This window comes from Thermogutta hypogea (assembly GCF_055386265.1).
Window position 1 is genome coordinate 2106980 of record NZ_AP042425.1, and the last position, 23287, is coordinate 2130266.

The following is a 23287-nucleotide window of genomic DNA, read 5'->3' on the forward strand; positions in this document are numbered from 1 at the left end:
GTGTTACCGGCATTCGGGAGGACGTCGTAAGCCCCAATTCTCGTATCACCGCAGAACTGGATCGAAACCATGCCTACCGTGGAAGCGGCCGGTGATGCCGGTTTCTACGAATTGATTCATCGGATCGTGCGGCATTCTCACGGCACATTGCTGGAAAACCGCCGCGTGCGACGGCGCACCCAGTACGCTATGACCCAACGCATCGCTCCGGTCGAAGACGAAGCGACTCAGCGTTTGGGAGATTTCATCCCCGTTCAGTGCTACGATCTGAACGGCGGGGGCATCGCCTTTCTGCTGACCGAGCAACCCCGCTTCCAACGATTGGTCGTGGAGCTGTCTTGTCCCCGAAAAAAGGTGTTTCTGCTCGCCGAGGTAGCGCACACCGCGGCCGTGTACGTGTATTCCAACGGCGACATCATGCCCGAGGAAATGGACACCGGCGACGAAGACGAATCCCCCTACACCCCGGCCCAAGCGGAGCGACGCGTGCTCGTGGGTTGCCGGTTTCTAAGTCGCTGGGAAGAGGGAACGTCACCCGACCACGCGGCCAAGCAAGAGGGAGGAATCACGCCTCCTTCCGCTGGATGACGTCGAGCAGGCGACTCTTGATTCGGGCAAGGAGCGTGGCATCCGATATCCTAGCCCCGCCGCGGTCCGTCACATAAAACACGTCCACCGCCTGGTCCAGATACGTTCCCACCTTGGCTCGCCACACCGAACATCCCTCTTCGAACAACGTCTTGGCGATTCGGTAAAGCAAGCCTGCGCGGTCGTTGGCGAAGACCTCGATAATCGTGAAGTCCGGTAACGAAGTATTGTCGATTTCCACCCGGACGGCGGCCTGCGTGAAATCATGCGGCCGCGCACCGGGCGGCGCCCATCGTTCTCGAAAGACCGGCTCAAATCGGCTCGACGAGGAAAGCGCCCGCAAGAGTTCCGCGCGAATTTCCCGCAATCGCTCGGGCGGCGGTTCCCCGCCGTAATACGCATCCCGGACCCAAAAACGATCCAAAATCAAACCGCGGGGAAGTGTATGGATTTGCGCCGACAGAATGGAGAGGCCGCTACTGGTCAGGGCGCCCGCTAGACGATGAAATACGCCCTCCGCGGCCTTTTCTCGCGTCGCCACGGTCCACACCACGCTTTCCGTGGCGGGCACGAATTCCACGGCGATTGCGACCGGTTGATCGCCCAATCCCGCCAGCAGCTTGAGATCCTCGGCAATACGCCGCGGATCGGCGGAAAGGAGATAACCAGCCGGCAATGTCGGTATGAGTCCGCGAAACTCGGAATCGAGTTCGCGTACCGCCGGTTGAGCCAAGATTTCCTCGCGACGCTCTTCCAGGAGCTCGTCTCCCGCCAGAAGGATATCGCCGGAATCCGAGATGCAGCGCATAGCGCGTTGATACAGCTCGGCCAATAGATCGGCCTTCCAACCCGTCCAATTGCCGGGACCGACGGCCATCAGGTCGACCGCCGTCAGCACGTACAGCATGCGCAGCCGCTCCGGCGAACCGACTTCCACCGCGAAATCCACTACCGGCTTTTCCTCGCTCAAGTCGCGTCGCAAGGCCAAATGATTCATCCGCAGGTGATTCTGGACAAGATAGATCAGATGTTCGGCCCGGTCCTCCGACAAACGGAATCTTTGCGAGGTCTCTTCGGCGATCCTCGCCCCCACCGTGCAATGGTCTTCGTCGCGGCCCTTCCCCAGGTCGTGCAACAGGATCGCGGCATGCAGGATCGCCTTGTCGCGGACGGCGGAATACGTTCGACCAAGCAGGCCTTGATCACGCGACAGTTCCACGGCCCGTTCCAAAGCGATCAGGCTGTGCTGGTCCACGGTGAACTTGTGATACTGATTGAACTGCAACAACCCTCGCGCCGGACCAAAGGCCGGGATAAACCGCTCGAGCAGCCGCAGCGCGTGAAGATGGCGGAGCAGCTCCGGAAGCCGAACCGTGCTGTCAAGCAAACCGAAAAACCTTTCCCGCTCACTTCGCGAGGGTTCCGCAGGAAGTGCCTCGCGGTGCAACGCCAGCCAATGCCAGACGTTGGGAGATATCTCCGCGTCGTATTGCAGCGCGGATTCCATCAACGACAACAGCGGAAGATAATCCCGCGGCGTCCCAGTTTTGACCTCTTGCGATAAGACAATCTCTCCGCCGGCGACACGGACGAAAGGTCCCACCTTCTTCGCGAGGATTTTCCCCCAGGTACGGCGGAGACGGCGGCGAGGATCGACATGGGCGAAAACGCGGGTGCGAATGGCGTCCACTTGCTCCGTAAGGCGAAAATACTCCTGCATGAACTTCTCGACGCCCAACAACCCGCCGCCGGAGGAAAACCCCCAGGCTTCAGCCAGCGACCACTGGGCGGCTCGCGAGAGGGTGTCGTCCGCCTTGCCCGCTGCGCAATGCAGGCTCTGGCGGACGCGCAGCAGGAAATCCTCCGCTTCGCGAATGGCGGCAGCCTCCTCCTCCGTCATGGCATCCGATCGTATGAAGCCCTCCAGTCCCGTGTCCTGAAATCGAAACGCCGCCATCCATTCGATGAACTGGATATCGCGCAGCGTCCCCGGTGAGCGCTTGACATTGGGCTGGAGCAAATAGACGGTGTCGCCGTACTCGGCCCTCTCGCGACTCCGTTCGGCTTCCGCGGCAAGAATCAACCGGGACGCATTTCGCCGCAAGAATCGCCCGAAGCGTGCTCGCCAATCTTGCAGCAAATCCTCGTCGCCCCAAAGCAAGCGAACGTGCAGCAGACTCGTACAAAACCGCGGATCCTGGATTGCCGTCTCCCAAGTCCGGTCCATCGCGCGAACGCTGAACCCCACATCCAGTCCGACGTCATACAGATCGCGGAAAAACGGCTCGCAACTCTTGGCGACGGGGGTGGAATCCCGATCCGCGACGATCAGCAGCAGGTCGACGTCGGAGAAGGGGCACAGGCGTCGTTTCGCATATCCGCCCACGGCTAGCAGGCAAGCCCGCATCGGCATCGCGCCGACAACCCCGACCAAGCAACGGCCCCACAAGGCGAGCACGAGCTCATCCCGCATGGCCGTCGCCGCCGCGGCGACTTCCAACCCCGGCCGGCCGTCGCGTATCATCCTGGCAATTTCAGCCGAATGCGCGGCGGATCGCTGCCTCAAGGCTTCGATGTGCGACGCAATCCGCGTAATCATTGGGTACGATCGCCATCCGTAATCGGCATCGGAAGGCTCCCATCACTATTTCAGGGCCTGATCGTCCGTCTCGCGAGTTCGAATCCGCACGGCGCCGGTGATGTCGCTGATAAAAACCTTCCCGTCGCCCACTTGGCCGGTGTACGCCGCTTCCACCACGGCCTCGACGACCCCGTTCACATCTTCGTCCGGAACGACCACCTCGATCTTGATTTTGGGGACCAAATCCACGCTATACTCGGTTCCCCGGTAGACTTCGGTATGGCCGCGCTGCCGTCCGAATCCCCGAACCTCGACGACCGTCAAACCTTGAACGCCGCGCTTGGTAAGGGCGGCCTTGACGTCCTCCAACTTGAAGTGCCGAATCACGGCTTCGACCTTTTTCATACCGTCGCTCCTTATCAGCGGAGTTGCGAAGCAAATCGAATGAGGGTTATGCCATGCCTGCCGGGAAGACTTTCGATGCCCCGATTTCTACGCTCGAATGCGACTCGCATCCGAAGTCGAGCACGATCCGCCGATCCTCGTTCTCTCGGGGGCCGATCGCCGAATCCTGCTTGGAATATCGACCGGAAACCCGGCATCGTCAAGACGGCCGAGCGGTGGTGTACGGTCCCAAGCTCGAAGCCGACGGCCCGGATTCTACAACGAATACCTCCGGATAGGCGAGCATCCCGTGCTCCGTGATGTCCATGCCCGCCAACTCCTGCTCCGGAGAGACCCGCAGTCCGACGGTGAACTTGATTCCATAAAACAAGAGCAGCGCAAGTCCGAAGGCCCAAACAAATGCGACAACGACGCCCAGGGCTTGCACCGCCAAGAGACTCAGCCCGCCCCCGGTGAACAAGCCGCCGTCCCTGCTGAAAAGTCCCACCGCCAGCGTACCGAGGGCGCCGCAAACACCATGGACGGAAACCGCTCCGACGGGATCATCGACGCGGATTCGATCGAAGAATAGCACGGAAAAGACGACGGCGACACCCGCCAAGATCCCGGTAAGAACTGCATAAGGAACCGGGAGCACGTCACAGCCGGCCGTGATGGCGACCAAGCCCGCCAAGGCACCGTTCAAAGCGAACGTGGGGTCCGGTTTCTTAAAGAGGATCCACGAGGCGATCAGCGCCGCGACGGTACCGGCAGCGGCGGCCAGGTTCGTCGTGACGGCGATGTAGGCAAAATTGCCGCCGCCCACGGCTGTGGTGCTCCCCGGGTTGAAACCGAACCACCCAAGCCAAAGGATGAACACTCCCAGCCCGGCCAGCGGTATGTTATGCCCGGGGATGGGATTGATCCTTCCATCACGGAATTTCCCGATCCGGGGGCCGAGGGCGATCGCCCCTGCCAGACCGGCCCAACCGCCAATCGAGTGAACTACCGTCGACCCGGCGAAATCATGGAACCCCAGGTTCTCCAGCCAGCCGGAACCCTGCCACAGGCTTCCCCAGGCCCAACTTCCGAAGATGGGATACACCAACGCACTGATGACCGCGGAGTAGATCAAATAGGCATGGAAGTGGATCCGCTCAGCCACGGCACCGCTCACAATGGTCGCCGCGGTAGCGCAAAACACGGTCTGAAAGATCAGGAACGCCCACCCCCAGTTGTCCTCTCCACCATCACTGAAGAGGAAGTGGGTGGTCCCAAACAGCCCGTTGGTAACGCCGAACATCAATCCAAAACCCAGCAACCAGAAAACCAGGCTCCCAACGGAGAAATCCAGCAAGTTCTTCATCAAGATGTTGCAGGCGTTCTTCGCGCGGGTAAACCCGATCTCGACCGCCGCAAACCCGGCCTGCATGAAAAAGACGAGGAACGCCGCAAGACAGGTCCACAGGATATTCACGTCCTTAAACAACGCACCGCTCGCAACATGGCCGGTTTCATCCAGCTCCAGTGCGGACGCCGACAGGACCGCCAGCTTTTCGTCCACCGTCATTTCGTCGAAGGGTTTTGCCGTTTCGACCGCCCCTGACGATTCAGAGGGCACAACGTCGGTACCGGCCGCCTCCTCCGCCATCGCGAGGGGCGTCAAGCCCAGCAGCGCCGCCATCACATAAGCGAATCCTCGGAGGATGTTCCATCCACGGGTCTCGGGCAATAATCTCATCGTTTCGCACATCCCATTCGACAGAACGTTCGTTTCCAGTTGATCGCGAAGACGCCTTCGCACAACTCCAGAGCCGACTCGCAGTGTCGAGATGGTTTGGCAAATGCGATTCCTAAAATATCCGAACCCGCCATACGAACACATAATAGGCATTAATGCCCATTATGATCGCACTTTGTGGAGCAATCGCGTTATTGACTCCCAGCACTGGCGGGACAAAACCGCAGAGAGCAGCGAAAAGAACCACGTTCGGGAGCGGGAGCACACACGCTAGCTGAAAACCAAAAAACTGTGCTCACCGCCCCTACGCGGCCATGCCTTTTTTCTGTGCTTTTGTGCACAGTTAAGAGGCTTGCTCAGCCACTGGACGGCTTCTCGCGCGCGGGCGGATCCCAGGGGCTTTCCTTCGTCCCGGCCCGTTTATTCAGCCAACGGGCCAAGACGAAAAGCAAATCGCTCAAGCGGTTAAGAAAACCAAGCGATGTTGGAGACAAGGGAGTACCAAGCGCCAAAGCCTCTCGAATCAAGGCCACGAGGCGTCTTTCCGCGCGGCGGCAGACCGTCCTCGCCACATGGGCGAGTGCCCCGGCTCGGCTCCCACCGGGAAGAATAAACCGCGTCAAGGGCTCCAAGTCGGCATCCAGCCGGTCGATCGCTCCTTCCAATTCGCGGACATGCTCCGCCTGAATGTAGCGCGTCCCGTGGCGCTCGGCGTCCGGAGTTGCCAATTCCGCCCCCAGTTCGAAAAGACGATGTTGGATCGTTTCCAACAATCGATCGATTTCCGAGGGAATGGGCTCCGTTCGTAGCAAGCCGATCCACGAATTCAGCTCATCCACCGTGCCGTACGCCTCGATGCGCAGGCAGTCCTTGCCGACACGGGGACCACGATAAAGCCCCGTTTCCCCGGAATCCCCCGACCGCGTATAAATCTTCGCCATAACTCCGATCACTCCATTATCCTCAACCGCCGAATCAGCCGATCCGTTTCGTGCCGCAAGCCGGACGAGGCACGGCCCTCGCGTCAAACACGACGGCCTCCGGCGCTAACACGATGTGTGACGGACCCTAACGACCCATCCTAGATGGAATGATCGCCGCGATCCCGAGAATTTCAAGTTCCCGACTGCGGATTGATGAACCGCGGCTTCGGCGGCCGTGAGACAAGATGCAATCGCGTTCGCACGTAGGCATGGGAGCCGCTCGATAATCAGCGGTTCAGCGACCTGGCGTCCAACGCCACGTCTTCATTCGGGTCCCAAGAGTGGAACGGCCTCGCGGCGAACTCGGCCAAGACCGTCACGAACTCACGGCGGAAGTCCGGTTCCAAAACCTCCGCAGTGGGGACGACTCCGTTGGGCGGATACTGAATATTATTCAAACGCTTCTCATAAACGCGGTTTCCCGTCGCGCAATCATACGCCTGAACCAGCAACGAGGCCGTGCCCTGATAGACGGTCTGCCCTTTGTACAAACCGAACTCCTCAAGATCGACGCCGATCACATAATCGGCCCCGACCGCCTTGCCGACATCACTGTAGTTCTCCCACGTGTTTTCATCCAACCAGCGTTCCACCTTTTGCTGCTCAATGAATTGCACCTTGGGCAGTTCCCTCGCGAGGATCGCTCGGACGCGCCGCGCCAAATCCTTGTCCACATGAGCATCGCGGTAGGTGAGCGTCACCATCGGTCGGGCAACCACGGCGACTTTCTTCTCCTTTTGGATGGGAAACTCGGCCTGGTTCTTGTAGGCCCCCGTCACCCACATGGCCGTGGCCAAGGCGCTGCATCCGGCGGTCAGCAGCAAAACGGAGACCATCCCGGCCAACAAAGTCACCTTCGGCGTCCGTGCATCTCGCATGGCGTTTCCTTACTTGGGGAAGGACCCGAAGTCCGCTTCTGGAAGCGATCTTCGACGCCTTCTGCCTCGGTTCTCAGCTTCCCATCCAGAGGCGAACGATCCATTCGGCCAAGGCCGCAACAACGAATACCAACTGGGCTGCCACCACGCCTTGCGGCGTCGGCCTTACCAGCCGCCAGCGGCCTTCCAGGGCGGCGAGGGTCAGCCACACCCAAACCGGCAGTGCCGTAATCGCCAAGGCCGACCCCGTCACACTGGCCCGCACGGCCGCAGCCCAACGTCCCCTCACAAAATTGGCCCAAGCGGTGGACATGCCGCACGTGGGGCAACGAATTCCCAAAAGAGCCACGCTGGTGCAGGCCGGTAAACCCAATGACTGATGGCTGCCGTAGCCGCGGTCGGAAGGGACGATAATCCGCGCGACCAGGAAGAGGACCACCATGAACGCCCCTCCCAGCGCCGCCGTCCACCTCTCCGCGGACCGCAATTTCCGGGGATGCGGCGCGCCTGCCGTCACCCGCGCGGCGAGGATCGTGCCCTCGTCGCCCTGCGTGCTTCGCTGCGGCGATCCCGCTTGCGAGGCCGGAGACCCAATCGGGGCGAACTCATGCATGCCCTTTTCCCATCAGCGCGGGGAGGATATCGTTCTCGACCTTTTTTGACAAGGTCGTTTCCCGGGCATCCTCTGCCGACAAAGACAGGCGGCAAATCGCCGTCGCTTTTCCCGTCCCTGAATCGATCTCGACCACCGCCCCGTTCAGCCGCACATCTTCCGTAGCCACGTCGAAGGGGGTGGGTTCGAACGTCCGCGTGGTATGCAATACCCGGTCGATTCTGCGACCGATGATGCTTTCGTGAGGGCCGGTCATTCCCAGGTCGCACTGAAAAGCGGTGCCGCCCGGCAGGATTTGAGAATCGGCCGTGGCGACGTGCGTATGCGTCCCCAGCACGGCGGAAACACGTCCGTCCAGGTAGCGGGCCAAGACTTGCTTGTCGCTGGTCGCTTCGGCGTGGAAGTCGACGAGGATCACGCGAATCCTGCCGCTGAGCTGCTCTAACACGCGGTCCGCGGCGGCGAGATAGCAGTCCACGGGCTTCATGAAAACCCGGCCCAGTAAGCTGATCACGGCCACAGGCTCGCCGTTGGCCGCGGCGAGGATCGTGTATTCACGACCGGGAGCCTCGCGCGGGTAATTGGCGGGGCGAACGATCCGAGATTCCGCCGTCAAGACGGATTCGATCTGCTTACGCGCATAGACATGGTCGCCCATGGTAATGCAATTGGCGCCCGCCTCCACGATTTCGTAATAAAACTCCGGCGTCAGCCCGGAGCCGCCGGCGGCGTTTTCCGCGTTCACGACCACAAAATCGAGCTTGAGAAACCGCCGCAACAAAGGCATCGCGGCGCGGACGATGGATCGCCCCGGCTTCCCCACCACATCACCCACCATCAGCACGCGCACGAAAAAGCCTTTCCATTCACTACGATCATCGCCCCAAAAGCGATGCCAAGCCTCAGCCGGCGCCCCGGTGCATCCTTCCTCCGCCGGCTGCGGAATCGGCCACGCTCAACGCGCGATGTCGGTATGCCGCACTTCGCGCAAGACCGTCACCTTGATTTCGCCGGGATAGTTCAGTCGCTCTTCGAAGGCCCGCGCGATGTCGCGGCAAATCTTGGCCGCGGTCTCGTCCGTGGTCTCCTTGGCGTTGACCATGACCCGTAACTCGCGTCCGGCTTGGATCGCGTAGGCCTGCTCCACGCCGGGGAAGCTTCCGGCGATGCCCTCCAGCTCCTCCATTCGTTTAATGTAACGTTCCAAAGTTTCGCGGCGTGCGCCGGGCCGGGCCGCGCTGCACGCGTCGGCCGCCGCCACCATCACCGTGTACGCATTCTCGACCCGCAGATCGTCATGGTGGCCGATCGCCGCGTGCACGACTTCGGCGGGTTCCCCATATCGCTTGAGCAGCTCCGCGCCGATCTTGGGGTGTCCGCCCTCGGCCTCGTGATCGGCGGCTTTGCCGATGTCGTGCAGTAGGCCGCAACGCCGTGCCAAAGCCGCGTCCAACCCCAATTCGTCGGCGATCATCCCCGCCAGGAACGCCACTTCGATGCTGTGCCGCAACACATTCTGGCTGTAACTAGTCCGAAAATGCAACCGCCCGAGCAAATAGATCAGACGTTCATGCAGGCCGCGGACATCGACTTCTTGCACCGCCGCCTCACCCATGGTGCGGATGTATTGGTCCAGCTCTTGCTGGGTTTCGAGCACGATTTCCTCAATCCGGGAAGGGTGAATCCTGCCGTCGGCGATGAGCTTATTCAAGGCGAGCCTGGCGACCTCTCGGCGGACCGTATCGAAGGCGCTGACGATCACCACGCCGGGAGTGTCGTCGATGATGACGTCCACGCCCGTGGCCTTCTCGAATGCTCGGATGTTGCGTCCCTCTCGCCCGATGATCCGCCCCTTCATCTCGTCGTTGGGAATATCGACCGTACTGGTCGTGGTCTCGGCGGTGTGAGCCGCTGCATACCGTTGGATGGCCGTCAATAGAATCTCGCGACTCTTTTCGCGGCACATTTCCTGCAATCGCTGCTCGTAACGGAGCACCAAGGCCCCCGTTTCCTGTTGCAGTTGCATCTCCAAGACGTCCATGAGCCGCTTGGTGGCCTCTTCGCGGCTCAATCCGCTCACCTCGTGCAGCACCTGCCGCTGCATGTCCAGCAATTTTTGAAGCTCCTCCTTGCGCCGCCCGACCTCCTCCAAACGGTCCGTCAGCTTGCGCTGCGTCGTCTCGACGATGCGTTCCTGTTTCCGCAATTGCTCGGCCTGAGCATCGAGCTCGTCTTCTCGCTTTGCCAAAGCGCGTTCTTTTTGATACAACTCATCCCGAATCTTCTGGAACTCCGCCTCGCGCTGGGCACGCTGCTGAATGTCCTTTTCCTTGATTTCCAGATCCGCCTCGCGCCGGATGTTATCGGCCTCCAGCTTGGCCTGATCCAAGATCCGCCGAGCCTCGGATTCGGCATCTTTGCGCCGTAGGTAGTCGAGCAATTTGACCAACGTCACCGTCAGGCCCGCCACCAAAACGCACAGAACGGCAACGAAAATAGTTTGTCCGGGTGACACAGCTACGTCCTCGCGAAGCTATCGGGGCGAGAACACGGGCGACGGCCGGGCAAGATTACGGATGCGAATCGGCGTCCTCCGCTACCGGCGGACGATGCCGAGAATACGCTCATCCTTCCCCGGAAAAACTGCCGGAGGGATGAGTCATTTCGCTCCGTTTGCTTGCAATCGACAAGCACCGAGAGAGCAGTCAAGACGTGCGAGCGGGTTCCATGTTGAACCCACGCGCGGCAAGGGCACCACGGTTTTCTGGCTCCACCGGCAGAGTGCCGGCCTTTGCCCACCGAAACGGCCGTTTGAGCACAGCGCCGCCTCCGACGTGGCGATCCGGTTCGCTCTTTTGCCGAAAACCGTCGGCGAGGCCCGCGAAAATCGAGCCAGATACCGACGCCGAACTGAATCCCGAGCGGACAGCGAGAGACCCATCGCCGGCGGAGAAAGCTTGTTCTCAGCGTCCATAACTCTCCCGTGGCGATACGCCAATCGCCACAGGATGGTCACTAAGCCGCATAGAATCTGAAGCAAGCCCATCGGTTCCGCCGCCGGTCTCAAGGTCGCGCCGCGCGTTTCAACGTCAGCCAGCCAAATGCCTAATCAACCGTAGTTTGTAGCGTCCGACTCATCTCGGTTTTCCGGTCGATCCCCGGAAACCGCCATGGTTCCCGCCGCCGTTGATGCAACGATACAGCGGTCCAACCAATCCACCCAACGAAAACCTCCCCCAGGGATGACGTCCAAGACGCGCCCGGAGGGTAACCTTTATAATAAAGCTCGGCAGGATCAACAGCAACACCGCTTCAGAGCAAAAAGCGTACCAGGTTTTCCCGATGCAGAAGTCGGAAGCCTTCCGGGCGCTGACGCCTAAGGCCGGAAAGGCAACCCCATGGTGCGCGTGATTTCGCCGGCGGTTTGCCCCGATCCCGCTCTTTCGCCGCGGAGGTTTGGCGGAAAAGCGATCTGAGATGAAACATCCGTTGCAGCAAAGGTTTGAACAGTCCTTCTCGCCTGACAAGTGGCTGGGTCGGCGCATGATCTTGGCGGTTTCGGGCGGGCCGGACAGCATCGCGCTCCTTCGGCTCATCGCCGACGCTTCGCCCCTAAACGAACGCCGTCGCATCCTAGTCGTGCATGTCAATCACCAACTCCGCGGCGCGGACTCCGATGATGACGCCCAATTCACGAATGAGGCGGCTCAGCAGCACGGCTTCCCCTGTCGAATCCTCGAATGCCCTCTGCTTCCCGGGGAAGACATGCACGGTAGCTTGGAGGATGCCGCTCGGAAAAAGCGATACGCCGTGCTCTTGGAACAGACGGAATCGTGGGGGGCGCGCTACGTGCTCACCGGCCATACGGCCGACGACCAGGCGGAAACCGTGCTCTTTCGTCTGGCCCGCGGCTCCGGCCTTCGCGGTCTGGCCGGCATCCCACGAGTTCGGCCTTTCGGAGCGGCCGCCCTGACGCGACCGCTCCTCGCTTTTTTTCGCAAAGAAATCCTCGACTACCTGGAAACTCTCGGCCAAAGCTACCGCCTGGATCGCTCCAACGGAGACCCCAGGTTTCGCCGCAACGCCTTGCGTCACGGTATTTTGCCGCTGCTCCAGGCTCAAGTCTCCGGAACGGCGGCGATCCATCTCAGTCGCTTGGCCGATCTGGCGCGAGAGTGCGAAGATTTTGTGCAATCGCAGGTATCCGTCGCTTGGCCCCGAGTCGTTGCCCAAACTACCGCCGCGTCCCTTCGTCTGGATGTAACCGAACTCCGCAGACTACATCCATTCCTTATAAAGGAAGTTTTGCGTACCGCCTGGCGACATCAGGGCTGGCCGCTACGAGAGATGGGATATCGGCAATGGACGGAGCTGTTGGAAATGGTTCGCGAAGCCGGCTTACCTACCGCCAGGAAATCGCTCGTTCGCTCGCTCCCCGGAAGCATCCTCGCTCGCAGGGAAGGCGAATACCTGGTTTTGGAACATGTGACGGGGTGAGCGGACCGACCTGATCGCCATGGCGATCCTCTTACCCACTATGTCGGAGACTTCCTTCAGGCTGAATTGTAAAGGAGAAAGTATCCATGCCGTTGTACGAGTACGAATGCCCAAATTGCGGGGAACGCTTCGAGTACCTGACACACGGTAATGAATCGCCGCAGTGCCCGAAGTGTGGAAGCCGCCGTTTGACAAAATTGCTCAGCGCGGCCTCAGCGCGCATCGGCAAATCTGCGGATCCACCGCCGTGCGGCAACAACTTCGGCTGCTGCGGGGGAGGAGCCTGCGGGCTGGGATAAAAAGCCCCGCGTTTTCCATCCTCGAATATGACAGGCCGGGCCAATTCGTCCGGTCCCGGCCTGTCGTCCGTTTCCCGCCATTCCGCAACGAGCCCGAAACCTACGGAATCAAGAATGCCATGCCCGTCCAAACTCCGCCTTGAGCCAGGGCGGCACGGACGCTAAGCGGCAAGGGATCGAGAATCCAGGGAGCACAGCTCCCGGGCCGGTAATAACCCAAGGTATAGATGCATTCGTCGGGTGGTTCCAGCCCCATTTTGTACGGCAGAATCGGGACCGTGAGGAAGAAGTGCGCCCCCGAGGCAAACGGCTGGAGGATCGGCCCCAGGTTGTGGCCGTATCGTTCCACACCCACCTGCTCGAAATACAGGGGTTTGTGGCACAACCCCGAAGCTTTCCACGTGAACACCAGCGGTTGCCAATTACGGCCCTCGAATGCCGAAGCCGGCAGCGGGCACATTGTGGGAAATTTGTCGCCTTGCGGGCGAATGTCGTTCGTGATATCCGAGAGAGGCTTGATTTTCCCCTGCGGCGGGCATTCGTCCGCCGGCAGCGCCGTCTTCTGCGTGAGTTGTTCCTCCAACGGTCGCTCGTCCTTCGGGCCGGGCGGCAATTGGTCCATTAACTCCTCAAGCGACTTTTCATCAGGGCTACGCTGACCGGATCCGGGCTGAGGCTGAGAAGCCGTACTGCCGAGCGGCACCGGCGGCGGAATCACCTCCGGTTGCCCATTCGGCGCGGACTGCGAGACGGGACGCTGCGGCATGAGAAGGGGTGGAAGGCCGGCCGCCGGCCGAGCCGCATCCCCGAACGGATCGGCCAACGGATCGTCTGATCCCGCCGAGCCCCCGCCCAGCTCAGCCGGAGAAGGTACGACGAATTGCAGCGGCACCAATCCGGAAGTCGATTCCGCCCGTTCCTCCATCGCCGGCCCGCCGCCAACCGCCGGCCTCTCCGGCCCGCTGCCGTGGCCAATCTCGCTTGCTGAGTCGGCTTGCCCGGCCACCTTGGGTCGAACGGGCAACCAGCGCAATTGAGGAGTCGGCTCGACCCCCGTGTAACCTACGGAACGAACGGCATCGTCGCGTTTGCGGTCGCCCCGCCCCGAACTCCCTGCTCCTGCGCCGCTGTCGAGTGCGCCCAAGTGCCGTACTGCGATGACGCCGGAGTCACCCTCGGTCTCCACCGCGGGAACGGCCCGCTCGCATCGTATTTCGTTGTTCCCGGTTGTGTTTTCGTATCGGGACCGCCATTCGTCGCCGCAAACCGAGGCTGTTCCCACCCATCCCAGAAGCAAACCAAGGGCCAGTACCTTACCGCCTCGATGGCCCTCGTCGACAACATTACCGATCTTCTTCAGCGTACTCCACACTGTAATTGGGCGCTTCGTGCGTGATGGTAATGTCATGGGGATGGCTCTCCCGAACTCCCGCAGCAGACACTTGCAGAAACTTGGTTTTGGTTCGCAATTCGCTGATGTTTCGCGTGCCGCAATAACCCATGCCCGCCTTGAGCCCGCCTACCAACTGATAGACGAACGGGCCCAGGGGACCGCGATAGGGCACGCGGCCTTCCACACCCTCGGGAACGAGCTTGTCGGGTTGATGGCCGGCGTCCTGGCGATAGCGCTCGCTGGACCCCTTGACCATCGCTCCCAACGAACCCATTCCGCGATAAACCTTGTACACGCGGCCGTGAAACAGGATGCGTTCACCGGGGCTCTCATCGAGACCCGCGAACAGCCCACCCAACATCACGGCATGGGCCCCCGCAGCTAGTGCCTTGGTGATATCGCCGGAGTAGCGAATACCGCCGTCGGCGATCACGGGAATCCCATGTTCTTCGGCGATTTCCGTGGCGGCCATAATGGCCGTCACCTGGGGCACGCCCACCCCGCTAATCACCCGGGTCGTACAAATCGACCCCGGGCCGATACCGACCTTAACGGCATCCGCGCCGGCACGAATGAGGGCCTCGGCCCCCTCCCGCGTCGCCACGTTTCCCGCAATGACATCGATATCCCATTGCCGCTTGATTTCCCGAACCGTCTCCAAGACATTCGCCGAGTGGCCGTGGGCGCTGTCGACCACGATCACGTCAACGCCCTTGCCGATCAGGCTTTGCACTCGCTGGTAATCGTGGACGCCGACGGCCGCGCCGACCCGAAGCCTACCCAAATGGTCTTTGCACGCGTTAGGAAATCGCCTCTGGTTATCAATGTCCTTGATCGTAATCAGGCCGGTCAGTCTGAAATCTTCGTCAACCAGCAAAAGTTTCTCCACCTTTTTTTCCATCAGAATCCGCTCGGCCTGCGCCAGCGATACAGTTCCCGTAGCCGTTATAAGATGATCCTTGGTCATAACCTCACGGACTGGGACGTCAAAATTACCTAAAAACCTCAAGTCCCTCCGTGTCACTATTCCAACCAACCTTCCGGAAGCCTCCACAATCGGCACACCGGAAACATTCAACTGATCCATTAATTCCTTGGCCCGAAGTGCCGTTGCATCGGGAGTTAACGTCGCCGGACTGTCGATGATGCCGTTGGCGCTCCGCTTTACCTTCTCAACCTCCTCCGTCTGTCGCTCAATCGACATGTTCTTATGGATAACTCCAATACCCCCCTCTTGAGCGAGAGCGATCGCCATCGCGCTCTCCGTCACCGTGTCCATCGGAGAACTGAGGATCGGAATTCGCAACTCGATGCGGGCGGTCAGACGCGTCGAGACGTCCACGTCGCTCGGCACGACCTCGCTGTAAGCCGGCTCCAGAAGGACGTCATCAAACGTAATCGCCGGCGTAATCGACTTCTTGGCCATGCGCCGTACTCCTTCTACGGTCAAGCGAAAGATGGAGGCAGGAAACCTTCATTATGCGGCAGCGGATCGCAAATTCAATGCGATGCGGCCCGCCGAACAGCGAAATACACGGTCGCCTCATGCTCCGGGACCGTTCTTGTCAGATTCATCCATGCCTAAGTCGATAAGGCGCGTTCCGGAAAAGACGGAAGATCACCGCCCGCAAAGCAATCAGAGAAGTAAGACCGGTCACGGCATGAGAGAGGTGCCCGTGTCCGGCAACAGACCAGGCTCGAGCCAATCGGGAGGCAAGCGATAGATCCGGCGGCCGGAAAGGGGCCATCTCCACGGGATGCCTCTCCGCAGCGAACCTCGCAAGGCATAGTCCACTAGCTCAAAGCTCGTTCTTCGAACGAGTCGGCCGCTTTCGTCAAACTCTTTGGTGGTTTGACAGACCATACCACCGGGGATTTCGCGCACGAATACGGCCAGCGTCGTAGAGGTTCCGCCCGGAAATTTCTGTTCCGTACGAATCTGGCAACCGGAGAACATCGCGGATCCGACTTTGCATGGGATATCCACACTCACGGTCTCGGCGGTCAACTCCTCGAGAATCCGTCCTTCCAGGTCGGTCTTGACGCTCTCCCGTCGCAAAACCATGGCCGACCCTGCGAGCGTGTAAAAGATTTTCGAGCTGAGTTGGGCGGCCGAGCCTTGCACGCGGACCTCCGCCACGCGGCAGGCAAACTCCCGTCCCTGCACCGTCAGCTTTTGCTCCCCCAAATCAACCAGAATCGCATTATCGCCCGGCGGTTCTCCATACACTCCTTGCCGAATCGTCTGCGGTTCGGCCCGAAACCGCTTCCCTGCAACCTCCACCAAGACTTCCACGCGAAGGTTAACGCTTTTCTCGTCCAGCCCTTCCAGGGTGGTTCGGGTATCGGTAGTGAGTACTTCCGCAGTGCCGTCCACGCCCTCACTCGTAGCCCGAACGATCTTCCAAGCTCCGGCTTCGAACCTTCCCCAGGGATGGATTTCGCGCGGCAGATCGGCGGCGCCGACGGCTCCTGCCGGCCCCAAACCCAGCGCCCAAAGGCTGATTGCCATCCAGAAGTAAGCCACGGATGGAGACTTCACCGGCAAATCGTTCTCCGAAACAAAGAAAACCGCCGATCCCGGCACAAGACCATTCGTGCCCAGACCCGGCTTGTGATGCGAGGATTCCGTTCGGGTGGGACGCGAGAAAAATCGCTCGCGTTCGATCACTTTACTCTCGCGATTCCAGCCGTGAACGACCGGTCTCTGCACCAGCACGACTCACAGCGACGCACTGACGGGGCGAAAATGTCGCCCTCCCAACACGCCCTTCAACCGACCAATCGTACAGAGTCGCGGTTCTGCCCCTGCGACGGCAAATCCACTCGACATTATAAACCGATTCCATCCCCTCTTCCACCCCGCGTGGGGGTCTCATTCCCGCGGCGCCAATCCGCCTTCGGGATCGGGTTGCAAGCATTCGTGAGAACCGGGCATGCCATCCACCTAGGGAGTAACACCGCCCACGGCTTGAGATACCGCGGGCGAGTCGTTCTTCGTCTCCTCGGCCCGGCGCGTGACGATCAATTCCCCCTGCGGCGGCCACGAGCTCAATGTTTGCAGCCTGCCGTCCGGCCATCGGATGCGCACGCCGCGGATGAGCGTCCCCTCCGCAATGCCGAACGTGAGCGGCAACTCGACTTGGGCAAGATAGCTCCGGGTGGGCATCACGTCCCGAGACAAGGTCCCCCGATTCGTTTCGACCTCCACCACCGCCCCATAGGCATCGCGGTTCCCCTGGAGATCCCGCAGGGTCACACGCAGAAATCGCCGGGGTGGGGGAAGATCGTTTCTCAGCAACATGGGCGGCCCGTCGATTTGAGTCACCAGAATATCCAAATCTCCGTCGCCGTCGATGTCGGCATACGCTAGACCGCGTCCTACCATGGGGGTGAGAATGTCCGTGCCCACCAGATCGGCGCCCACCGCCACGAACTCCTCGGCCTGCTCCGGGCCGGCGTTCCAAAAGACCTTCGCCGGTTGACGGTAGGATTCGCTTTCCTGCACCAAATGGATGTCCTGCTCCAGGTGGCCGTTGGCGCAGATCAAATCCAAGCGACCGTCCAGGTCGTAGTCCATGAACAGCGTCCCGAAAGTCAAATCCAGCCGGGTAAGAGGGCCGAATCCCGCCGCCACAGCCTCATCGCTGAAAAACGTGCCACCGGGCAGCGAGACGTAGAGCGCCGACATCTCGTTGGCGAAGTTCCCGATCGCGATCCCCAGGCATGGATCATTGCGATAAAAAGCGGCATCGATTCCCATCGCCCCGCGGGCCCGTCCCGTGGAATCGAAGCCCACGCCGGCTATGGTCCCCACTTCCTCAAATGTGCCGTCGCGCCGATTGAGAAAAAGGAAGTTCTGCACCGTGTCGTTGGCCACGATGAAATCAATCCAGCCGTCCCCGTTCACGTCGCACGGCCGCATACCCAGACTTTTCGCCATCGGCTCGCCCGTGGCCGGATTTCGTACCCTGATGCCGGCTTCCTCCGAGACGTCGCGAAACGTGCCGTCGCTCTGATTGAGAAAGAGGCGGCAAAAAGTGCCGGCGAAAGAATGGGGGGGACCGTAGGCCCGCCCGAGACCGGTCAGCACAAAACCCTGCGCCAAGTCGATTTCCCGAGACCATTCCACGTATTGGCAGACCCAAAGATCGAGATCGCCGTCCCGGTCCACATCGGCGAAGGCCGTGGCCGTACTCCAGTCGGCGGAATCCCCGGCCGTCCCCGTCTCGTCGGTGACGTCGCGGAAGACGCCGTTCTCGTTACGAAAAAGATGATTGGGCCCCACGGCCGTCACGTACAGATCCCGCCAACCGTCGTTGTCGTAATCGCCGACCGCCACCCCCATCCCGTAGAACCGTAATCCGCCCAATCCGACCGCCTCCGTGCAATCCACGAATCGACCGTCGCCTTCGTTCCGATACAACGTCAGCGTGCCGCGAAAAGCCGCCAAAGCCTCTTCTTCATAATGGTGCCACGGCCAGGGGCAGCCGCTCACGAAGAGGATGTCCTGCCTCCCATCGTTGTTGAAATCGAAGAACGCGCACCCCCCGCCCAACGTTTCCGGGAGGAGTTTTTCCCCGTAGGCGCCGCTGAAATGGCGGAATCGAATCCCCGCCTCTTCCGTGATGTCGGTGAACGGCACCAGCGGCGGACGGACCGGCGAGGCCGCACGGAAGCTTGGGGCGGCCACGACGGGCCGTTCTAAGGGGCCGGACCGCCGCAGCCAAAGCAAATACGCCGTCCCGGCCGCAATCCCTATCACCGCCGCCGCCGTGACGACGGCCCGCACTATGATCCTCGCTCTCCGCGAGCGTGAGGATTTCAATTCAAGTTCAACAAGAGAATCGACCATCGTCAGTTTTCGCCGGACAAGGAAACCGCCGCGGCCTGCCGGTCAGCACGATCGCTCGCGGTCCCGCCGACAACGGGACGCAGCGGGTAAATCACCACGGCTTCGGCGGCCCGGTCGGCCTCCGGATACCGCCTTCGCGCAGCGGCCACGGCTCGATCGCGCGCGTTGTCGTCCACGCGATATTCCGCGTGCCGTTCGCGATGTCGCTCCGCCCTCTCCGTGTCTCCCAAGTAGCCGTAAATCAGGCTCAGGTTGTAATGGGCGGTGACGTTTTCCGGATCGAGGCTCAACGTGCGTTCGAACCAGTCCGCGGCCTCCCGCAACAAAGTCGCCCGCTCTTCCTGTCGCTCACCGCTTCGCAAACGCCTGGCCATGTCAAACAACGTCTCTCCCAAAACGTTGATCACCTCGTAGTCGCGGCGGAAATCGAAGCCGCGGGATTGCAAGTAGGCGTCGGGCGGACTGAGCACTTTTCGCAACGATCGGGCTGCCGCATCCAAGTTGCCTTGTTGGCGATCGATCAGCGCCGAGAGCCAAGCAGCGGTCCACCAGGGGAAATCGGTTTCCTGCGATTGGACGGCCCGTTGCAAGGCGGCTACGGCCTCGTCCAGATTGCCTTCCGCAAAGTACGCCCTACCCAAATTGAGCGCCCCCTCATGTCGTCCCAAAGCCTCGACCTTCCGAAAGGCCTCGGCGGCTTGGCGTAATTGCGTCTTTCCCCGCAAAAACAAGCCGATTCCGTAGTCGTTCCAGCGCTCCCACTCATCGGCGACCGGTTTCCCGACGGAGTCCTCCCAGTCATGCCCGTCCGAATCGTGTGCGACGACGGGCAATTCGACGGAGTCTTCGGCAAGCACCGCAACGGGCAGATTGTTGCGATAAACCCGGCCCGGCTGTTGACCGGGCAGCGGACGCTCACCCGGTTTCATCTGCCCGGTGACGAATTCCATGAGATCGGCGCTGAACTTGCGGTAAAGAACGGCCGCCCTTACGGTCAGCCGCTTTCCCGCCCATTCCTGGGGCAGCTCGAGCCGATAGTGAACGACCGCGGCCGCGCCCGGCGGAATTTGATTGTCGTAAAGAGGAACAAAAATATCTTGGGGATTCCGCCTCACGATTCGACGGCCTTGACGATCGAGCATGAAAATATTGATGAAATGACCGGCCGGATCGACTCGGCCATCTTCCCCAATGCCGCCGCTCTCCAACAGAAGACCTTGCTGATCCTCTACGCGGAGATGCACCCACACCTCATTCGAGTCCGCCGTACCCTGAGTGAATTGATGCCCGACCGCCAACGTTCGTACCACGACCTCGAGCAAATATGTATTCCCAGCAATCAGCTTCGGAACCCGCGGACGCAGCGGAGCCGACAATTCGCCGTCGATCGTATCCCCCGTTCTGATTCCGAATAAATCGACCCGCAAGCAACCCCGCAAGAATTCTTCATGCAGCCGCACGATATCCTCCCGCCCGCGAAAGAACGGCAGGGCCGTATTCGCGCCGCGAAAGAGATGATCCCGGACCGCTAAGCCCGATACGCCCTCGTAATACTTGGCCCCGAAATCACCGGACGGCTCCGGCGGCATGTGGCACTCGGCGCAATTCTCCTTCGCCGTCTGCGGGTAATAGAAGCTACGAGCACCGTGTCCGGAGACCCCGCTCAGCAGGAAAGAGTCATAATGGTTTTGCCCGCGGAGAAACTTGTAGTCGTTCAAAGCCTCCGGAATGTGCACTTTGTGGCACACCGAGCAGAATTCAGCCGTCTTATGAAAGGGTTTGAGAAACGTCCGCTTATGGAATTCCGGCTTTGCCCGAATCAATTGATGGTTCACCCATTTCAGCAGGGGATCGTCGCTGAAGGCGAAGGGGTAATGGAGCGGCTCCTCGATGACGTAATCCGCATTTCCGCGAACCGAATTGATCTCCACAATGCCATGACAGGCGGTGCACGTCAGACCGGCGTGGGCCGTCGGGTGAGAGACGTCGTCGTAGTTGGGATCATCGAACAGCCCGCTGAAAAAAGGAACCGGATCGTGACAGCCCGCACACCACCTCGCGCGGCGGGGCGAGCCTTCACGCTCCATGGAGAACCGGCGCGTTTCTCGCACGGCCGCAAGGTACACCGGATTATTGAACGAGCTGAAGCGATGGGCGCTCTCCGACCATTGCCGGTGGACGTCGCCGTGGCAGTCCCGGCAGTAGCGGTCATCCATCAGCATCTCGGCCGGGATGAAACCGCCGTTCGCCGTCCGCGCCAGGGAAGGCTCGAAAAAGGCTTCGCCGTCTTGCGGCCGAACGACGCGCCAGCCGCGCGGATCGAAGGGGTGAGCCAACGCGAAGAACAATAGGAAACCCAGCGCCGCGGCAATCCACGTATAGTGTCCCCATCGGCTGCTTCGCTTGCCGGCCTTGCGATGCAAAAAATACCCCACCAGCAAAGCGGCTGAGGCCAACACGTGGGCCCAATGTACCACCGAACGAAGCTCGGGACCGCGAATGACCAGTCCCACAGGTCGCCAAAGCAACAGCCCGCTGACGATCACCAAGACGCAAAGCGCCGCGGAGCCATAACCTAATCGCACTGCGCGAACATTCTTGCTCTTTTTCCCCCTCGCGCTATGTACGAAGATAAACCACGCGAGAGGGGCCAAAAGCACCAGTCCCACCATTAAATGGAGCAAGAAGGCAAACTGGTAAAAGTAGTTCTGAAGGGAGTGCTCGGTGAACCACTCCAACAGGGTGATTCCCAAAAGGTACAGGCTATTGCCGGCGATGAAAGCGAAAAGCCCGGCAACCAGCAGAAACAGGCTGCCGAGCCGGCCGTAGTTGATGCCCTGACCGTTGAGTCGCCTAATCATGACGCAAATTATTCATCCACGGATTGCGACAGATGTCGCTGGCTATATTTGCTATTATTCCTCGTTCCGACCAAGTTGCAACGGATTTGCGCGGCACTTGCCCCAACCGACTCGGATTCCTCCATCGGCAGGGGACGGCGCTACGCCGTCACCATGAGTAACCCGATCGCGCGCTTTTGGCCGGGGATATTTCGCGCCGCGCATCCGCACCGAATGCCGACGATTGTGGGCTGCTTGCTGGGTAACACGGAAGAAACCGAAGGGCCGAAACCTTTCCCGCAGAGAAGAGTAGACTCGCCCGTGGGCGGGATGGAGCCGTGTTGCCGATGATGCCGCGTCTGCGACCCGCGGATCGCCGATCAACGAGTTTGGTTGGCGGCAAGCGGCTTCAGTCCAACTTGCTCGGCCCGCGGAAAAGGATCTTTCTCCACCATTTTCTCGAAGTCACTGTCCGCCGCAAAAAAACGAAGGCGGCTGGACGGCGTCAAGAACTGACCGCTCACGAAGCCCGCACAACCGGTCGCAAAGATGAGTGCGGAAGCGACCAAACCCAGCGAGAACACTCGGTTGACTAGCGCGCTCACGGCCATGATCCTCTTTCCGTTTGCACTCGGCTGGGTCGCCGAGAACCCTCCGCCCCGGCTTTCACTCGTTTCTATTTTCCACGGATCGCGCCCCGGCAATTCGAGACCTTGTTGCTAGGGTCGGGGGCTTTCCAGCTTCATCCAGTCCTGGACCGTCTCCACTTTCGGGGGGCCGTTCTGCGAGGTCATTGCACAGCCCGCGAGGATACACAACAAGAACGCCACGGCCGCCGTGCCCCAAACACCGATCCGAAGTTCCCTTGGCCGCGTCGTCAGCTTGAACATGAACGTTTCGCACTCCGCGGAATTCAGATTGGTAAACTTGGGACTGCCGGAATCCTTACGGCCTGACCGGCTCCAGCGCCATCCAGTCACGAACGGTTTCGACCCGCTGCGGCTCCTTTTTCTTGAAAAGCCCGAAGAACGAGGATTCCTGTTTGGCGGGCTTCTTCGATTGCGGCGGATTGGGATTGTAATAGCCCGACGACTTCGGCTCCTCTTTGGCCCCGCCGAACAATCCTTTGATGCCGTCGGCCGCCTTGCGGGTACCGTTCGCCAAAGCTTCAAACGGATTGGGAAGCTTGGGCAATCGAAATCCTCCGGATGCTTCGGCGGAGCTTCCGGAGACCGAACTCTTGGACGTCGGCCAGGCATGGGCTAAGTTGCTCCACGCCATCGGCACGGCAACGCTCAAGCACAACACCAAGACGAAATACCTCTTGCCCTTGCTGTTCACGGCGCGACCATCTCCCTTACACGGACCTCGTCAGCGGCTGTCCCATCCCCGGCCGCGGGCCGTGGCATCGACCAGGGTCCACACTCCCGATCGACTCCCGAAATCGCGGCCGAAGACGAGAGTATGGATACAGAAAAGTGCGATCGGAATCCAGACCGATTCCAGGCAGCGGGCATAACACCACCGACGGCAATTGTAGCGAGAGATCGGCCCTGATGAGGCCGGAAACACGCCCAAGCCAGCACCGAACAGGCAGGGCTTCGGAGTCGGCAAGCATCCCCGCCAACGCGATTG

Annotated in this window: 18 protein-coding genes; 3 read left to right on the forward strand and 15 right to left on the reverse strand. The window is 60.6% G+C overall.

The window, feature by feature from the left end; genetic code table 11:
• Window positions 1-69 precede the first annotated feature (69 nt).
• Window positions 70-588: a hypothetical protein gene (locus ACZ5B4_RS07570; RefSeq protein ID WP_464913826.1), complete on the forward strand. Its 519-nt coding sequence runs from the start codon at window positions 70-72 to the stop codon at window positions 586-588.
• Here the strand turns inward: ACZ5B4_RS07570 and glnD are convergent.
• From glnD to rny, 8 genes are all read right to left on the reverse strand, one after another.
• Window positions 566-3187, reverse strand: coding sequence for a [protein-PII] uridylyltransferase (glnD, locus tag ACZ5B4_RS07575; RefSeq protein WP_464913827.1), 2622 nt, complete (start codon window positions 3185-3187; stop codon window positions 566-568). The two genes, ACZ5B4_RS07570 and glnD, sit on opposite strands and share 23 nt — an antisense overlap.
• Before the next feature lie 45 nt (window positions 3188-3232).
• Complete coding sequence (locus ACZ5B4_RS07580) at window positions 3233-3574, reverse strand: P-II family nitrogen regulator (protein WP_464913828.1); 342 nt, start codon at window positions 3572-3574, stop codon at window positions 3233-3235.
• 199 nt (window positions 3575-3773) lie between these two features.
• Window positions 3774-5294: an ammonium transporter gene (locus ACZ5B4_RS07585; RefSeq protein ID WP_464913829.1), complete on the reverse strand. Its 1521-nt coding sequence runs from the start codon at window positions 5292-5294 to the stop codon at window positions 3774-3776.
• Window positions 5295-5650: 356 nt separating this feature from the next.
• Complete coding sequence (locus ACZ5B4_RS07590; protein ID WP_464913830.1) at window positions 5651-6235, reverse strand: cob(I)yrinic acid a,c-diamide adenosyltransferase; 585 nt, start codon at window positions 6233-6235, stop codon at window positions 5651-5653.
• A gap of 269 nt (window positions 6236-6504) precedes the next feature.
• Window positions 6505-7155, reverse strand: coding sequence for a hypothetical protein (locus ACZ5B4_RS07595; RefSeq protein WP_464913831.1), 651 nt, complete (start codon window positions 7153-7155; stop codon window positions 6505-6507).
• Window positions 7156-7228: 73 nt separating this feature from the next.
• Window positions 7229-7768 carry a DUF2752 domain-containing protein gene (locus tag ACZ5B4_RS07600; protein ID WP_464913832.1) on the reverse strand — a complete coding sequence of 180 codons (540 nt, stop codon included), beginning with the start codon at window positions 7766-7768 and terminating at the stop codon, window positions 7229-7231.
• Complete coding sequence (locus tag ACZ5B4_RS07605; RefSeq protein ID WP_464913833.1) at window positions 7761-8618, reverse strand: TIGR00282 family metallophosphoesterase; 858 nt, start codon at window positions 8616-8618, stop codon at window positions 7761-7763. The genes ACZ5B4_RS07600 and ACZ5B4_RS07605 overlap by 8 nt, the downstream gene beginning before the upstream one ends.
• A gap of 105 nt (window positions 8619-8723) precedes the next feature.
• Window positions 8724-10283 carry a ribonuclease Y gene (rny, locus tag ACZ5B4_RS07610; RefSeq protein ID WP_464913834.1) on the reverse strand — a complete coding sequence of 520 codons (1560 nt, stop codon included), beginning with the start codon at window positions 10281-10283 and terminating at the stop codon, window positions 8724-8726.
• A 962-nt stretch (window positions 10284-11245) separates the two neighbouring features.
• On the opposite strand from rny, the gene tilS reads away from it, so the two are divergent.
• Together tilS and ACZ5B4_RS07620 are read left to right on the forward strand one after the other, a co-directional pair.
• Window positions 11246-12265, forward strand: coding sequence for a tRNA lysidine(34) synthetase TilS (gene tilS / locus ACZ5B4_RS07615; RefSeq protein ID WP_464913835.1), 1020 nt, complete (start codon window positions 11246-11248; stop codon window positions 12263-12265).
• 86 nt (window positions 12266-12351) lie between these two features.
• The gene (locus ACZ5B4_RS07620; RefSeq protein WP_464913836.1) at window positions 12352-12564 is read left to right on the forward strand and encodes an FmdB family zinc ribbon protein; all 213 of its coding nucleotides are present in this window, start codon (window positions 12352-12354) and stop codon (window positions 12562-12564) included.
• 100 nt (window positions 12565-12664) lie between these two features.
• Here ACZ5B4_RS07620 and ACZ5B4_RS07625 read toward each other — a convergent pair whose 3' ends face one another.
• The 7 genes from ACZ5B4_RS07625 to ACZ5B4_RS07655 form a co-directional block, all read right to left on the reverse strand.
• Window positions 12665-13936 carry a hypothetical protein gene (locus ACZ5B4_RS07625; RefSeq protein ID WP_464913837.1) on the reverse strand — a complete coding sequence of 424 codons (1272 nt, stop codon included), beginning with the start codon at window positions 13934-13936 and terminating at the stop codon, window positions 12665-12667.
• A complete protein-coding gene (guaB, locus tag ACZ5B4_RS07630; RefSeq protein WP_464913838.1) occupies window positions 13908-15383 on the reverse strand; it encodes an IMP dehydrogenase in 1476 nt (491 codons plus the stop codon). Before guaB ends, ACZ5B4_RS07625 begins: the two co-directional genes overlap by 29 nt.
• Window positions 15384-15611: 228 nt before the next feature.
• A complete protein-coding gene (locus ACZ5B4_RS07635) occupies window positions 15612-16670 on the reverse strand; it encodes a hypothetical protein (RefSeq protein WP_464913839.1) in 1059 nt (352 codons plus the stop codon).
• A 234-nt stretch (window positions 16671-16904) separates the two neighbouring features.
• Entirely contained in the window at window positions 16905-18749 is a 1845-nt protein-coding gene (locus ACZ5B4_RS07640) for a CRTAC1 family protein (RefSeq protein WP_464913840.1), read from the reverse strand.
• 65 nt (window positions 18750-18814) lie between these two features.
• Window positions 18815-21673, reverse strand: a complete 2859-nt coding sequence (locus ACZ5B4_RS07645; protein WP_464913841.1) for a multiheme c-type cytochrome — start codon at window positions 21671-21673, stop codon at window positions 18815-18817.
• A 359-nt stretch (window positions 21674-22032) separates the two neighbouring features.
• Window positions 22033-22263: a hypothetical protein gene (locus tag ACZ5B4_RS07650; protein ID WP_464913842.1), complete on the reverse strand. Its 231-nt coding sequence runs from the start codon at window positions 22261-22263 to the stop codon at window positions 22033-22035.
• A gap of 334 nt (window positions 22264-22597) precedes the next feature.
• On the reverse strand, window positions 22598-22993 hold the full coding sequence (locus ACZ5B4_RS07655) for a hypothetical protein (RefSeq protein ID WP_464913843.1): 396 nt from the start codon (window positions 22991-22993) through the stop codon (window positions 22598-22600).
• Between the last annotated feature and the right edge of the window lie 294 nt (window positions 22994-23287).

What these genes read in the sequence shown, in the direction of transcription:
- ACZ5B4_RS07620 (WP_464913836.1), top strand. Translation starts at nt 12,352, where the DNA reads ATGCCGTTGTACGAGTACGAATGCCCAAATTGCGGGGAACGCTTCGAG.
- ACZ5B4_RS07645 (WP_464913841.1), bottom strand. Translation starts at nt 21,673, where the DNA reads ATGATTAGGCGACTCAACGGTCAGGGCATCAACTACGGCCGGCTCGGC.
- glnD (WP_464913827.1), bottom strand. Translation starts at nt 3,187, where the DNA reads ATGATTACGCGGATTGCGTCGCACATCGAAGCCTTGAGGCAGCGATCC.
- ACZ5B4_RS07595 (WP_464913831.1), bottom strand. Translation starts at nt 7,155, where the DNA reads ATGCGAGATGCACGGACGCCGAAGGTGACTTTGTTGGCCGGGATGGTC.
- ACZ5B4_RS07585 (WP_464913829.1), bottom strand. Translation starts at nt 5,294, where the DNA reads ATGAGATTATTGCCCGAGACCCGTGGATGGAACATCCTCCGAGGATTC.
- guaB (WP_464913838.1), bottom strand. Translation starts at nt 15,383, where the DNA reads ATGGCCAAGAAGTCGATTACGCCGGCGATTACGTTTGATGACGTCCTT.
- ACZ5B4_RS07570 (WP_464913826.1), top strand. Translation starts at nt 70, where the DNA reads ATGCCTACCGTGGAAGCGGCCGGTGATGCCGGTTTCTACGAATTGATT.
- ACZ5B4_RS07590 (WP_464913830.1), bottom strand. Translation starts at nt 6,235, where the DNA reads ATGGCGAAGATTTATACGCGGTCGGGGGATTCCGGGGAAACGGGGCTT.
- tilS (WP_464913835.1), top strand. Translation starts at nt 11,246, where the DNA reads ATGAAACATCCGTTGCAGCAAAGGTTTGAACAGTCCTTCTCGCCTGAC.
- ACZ5B4_RS07600 (WP_464913832.1), bottom strand. Translation starts at nt 7,768, where the DNA reads ATGCATGAGTTCGCCCCGATTGGGTCTCCGGCCTCGCAAGCGGGATCG.
- ACZ5B4_RS07580 (WP_464913828.1), bottom strand. Translation starts at nt 3,574, where the DNA reads ATGAAAAAGGTCGAAGCCGTGATTCGGCACTTCAAGTTGGAGGACGTC.
- ACZ5B4_RS07650 (WP_464913842.1), bottom strand. Translation starts at nt 22,263, where the DNA reads ATGGCCGTGAGCGCGCTAGTCAACCGAGTGTTCTCGCTGGGTTTGGTC.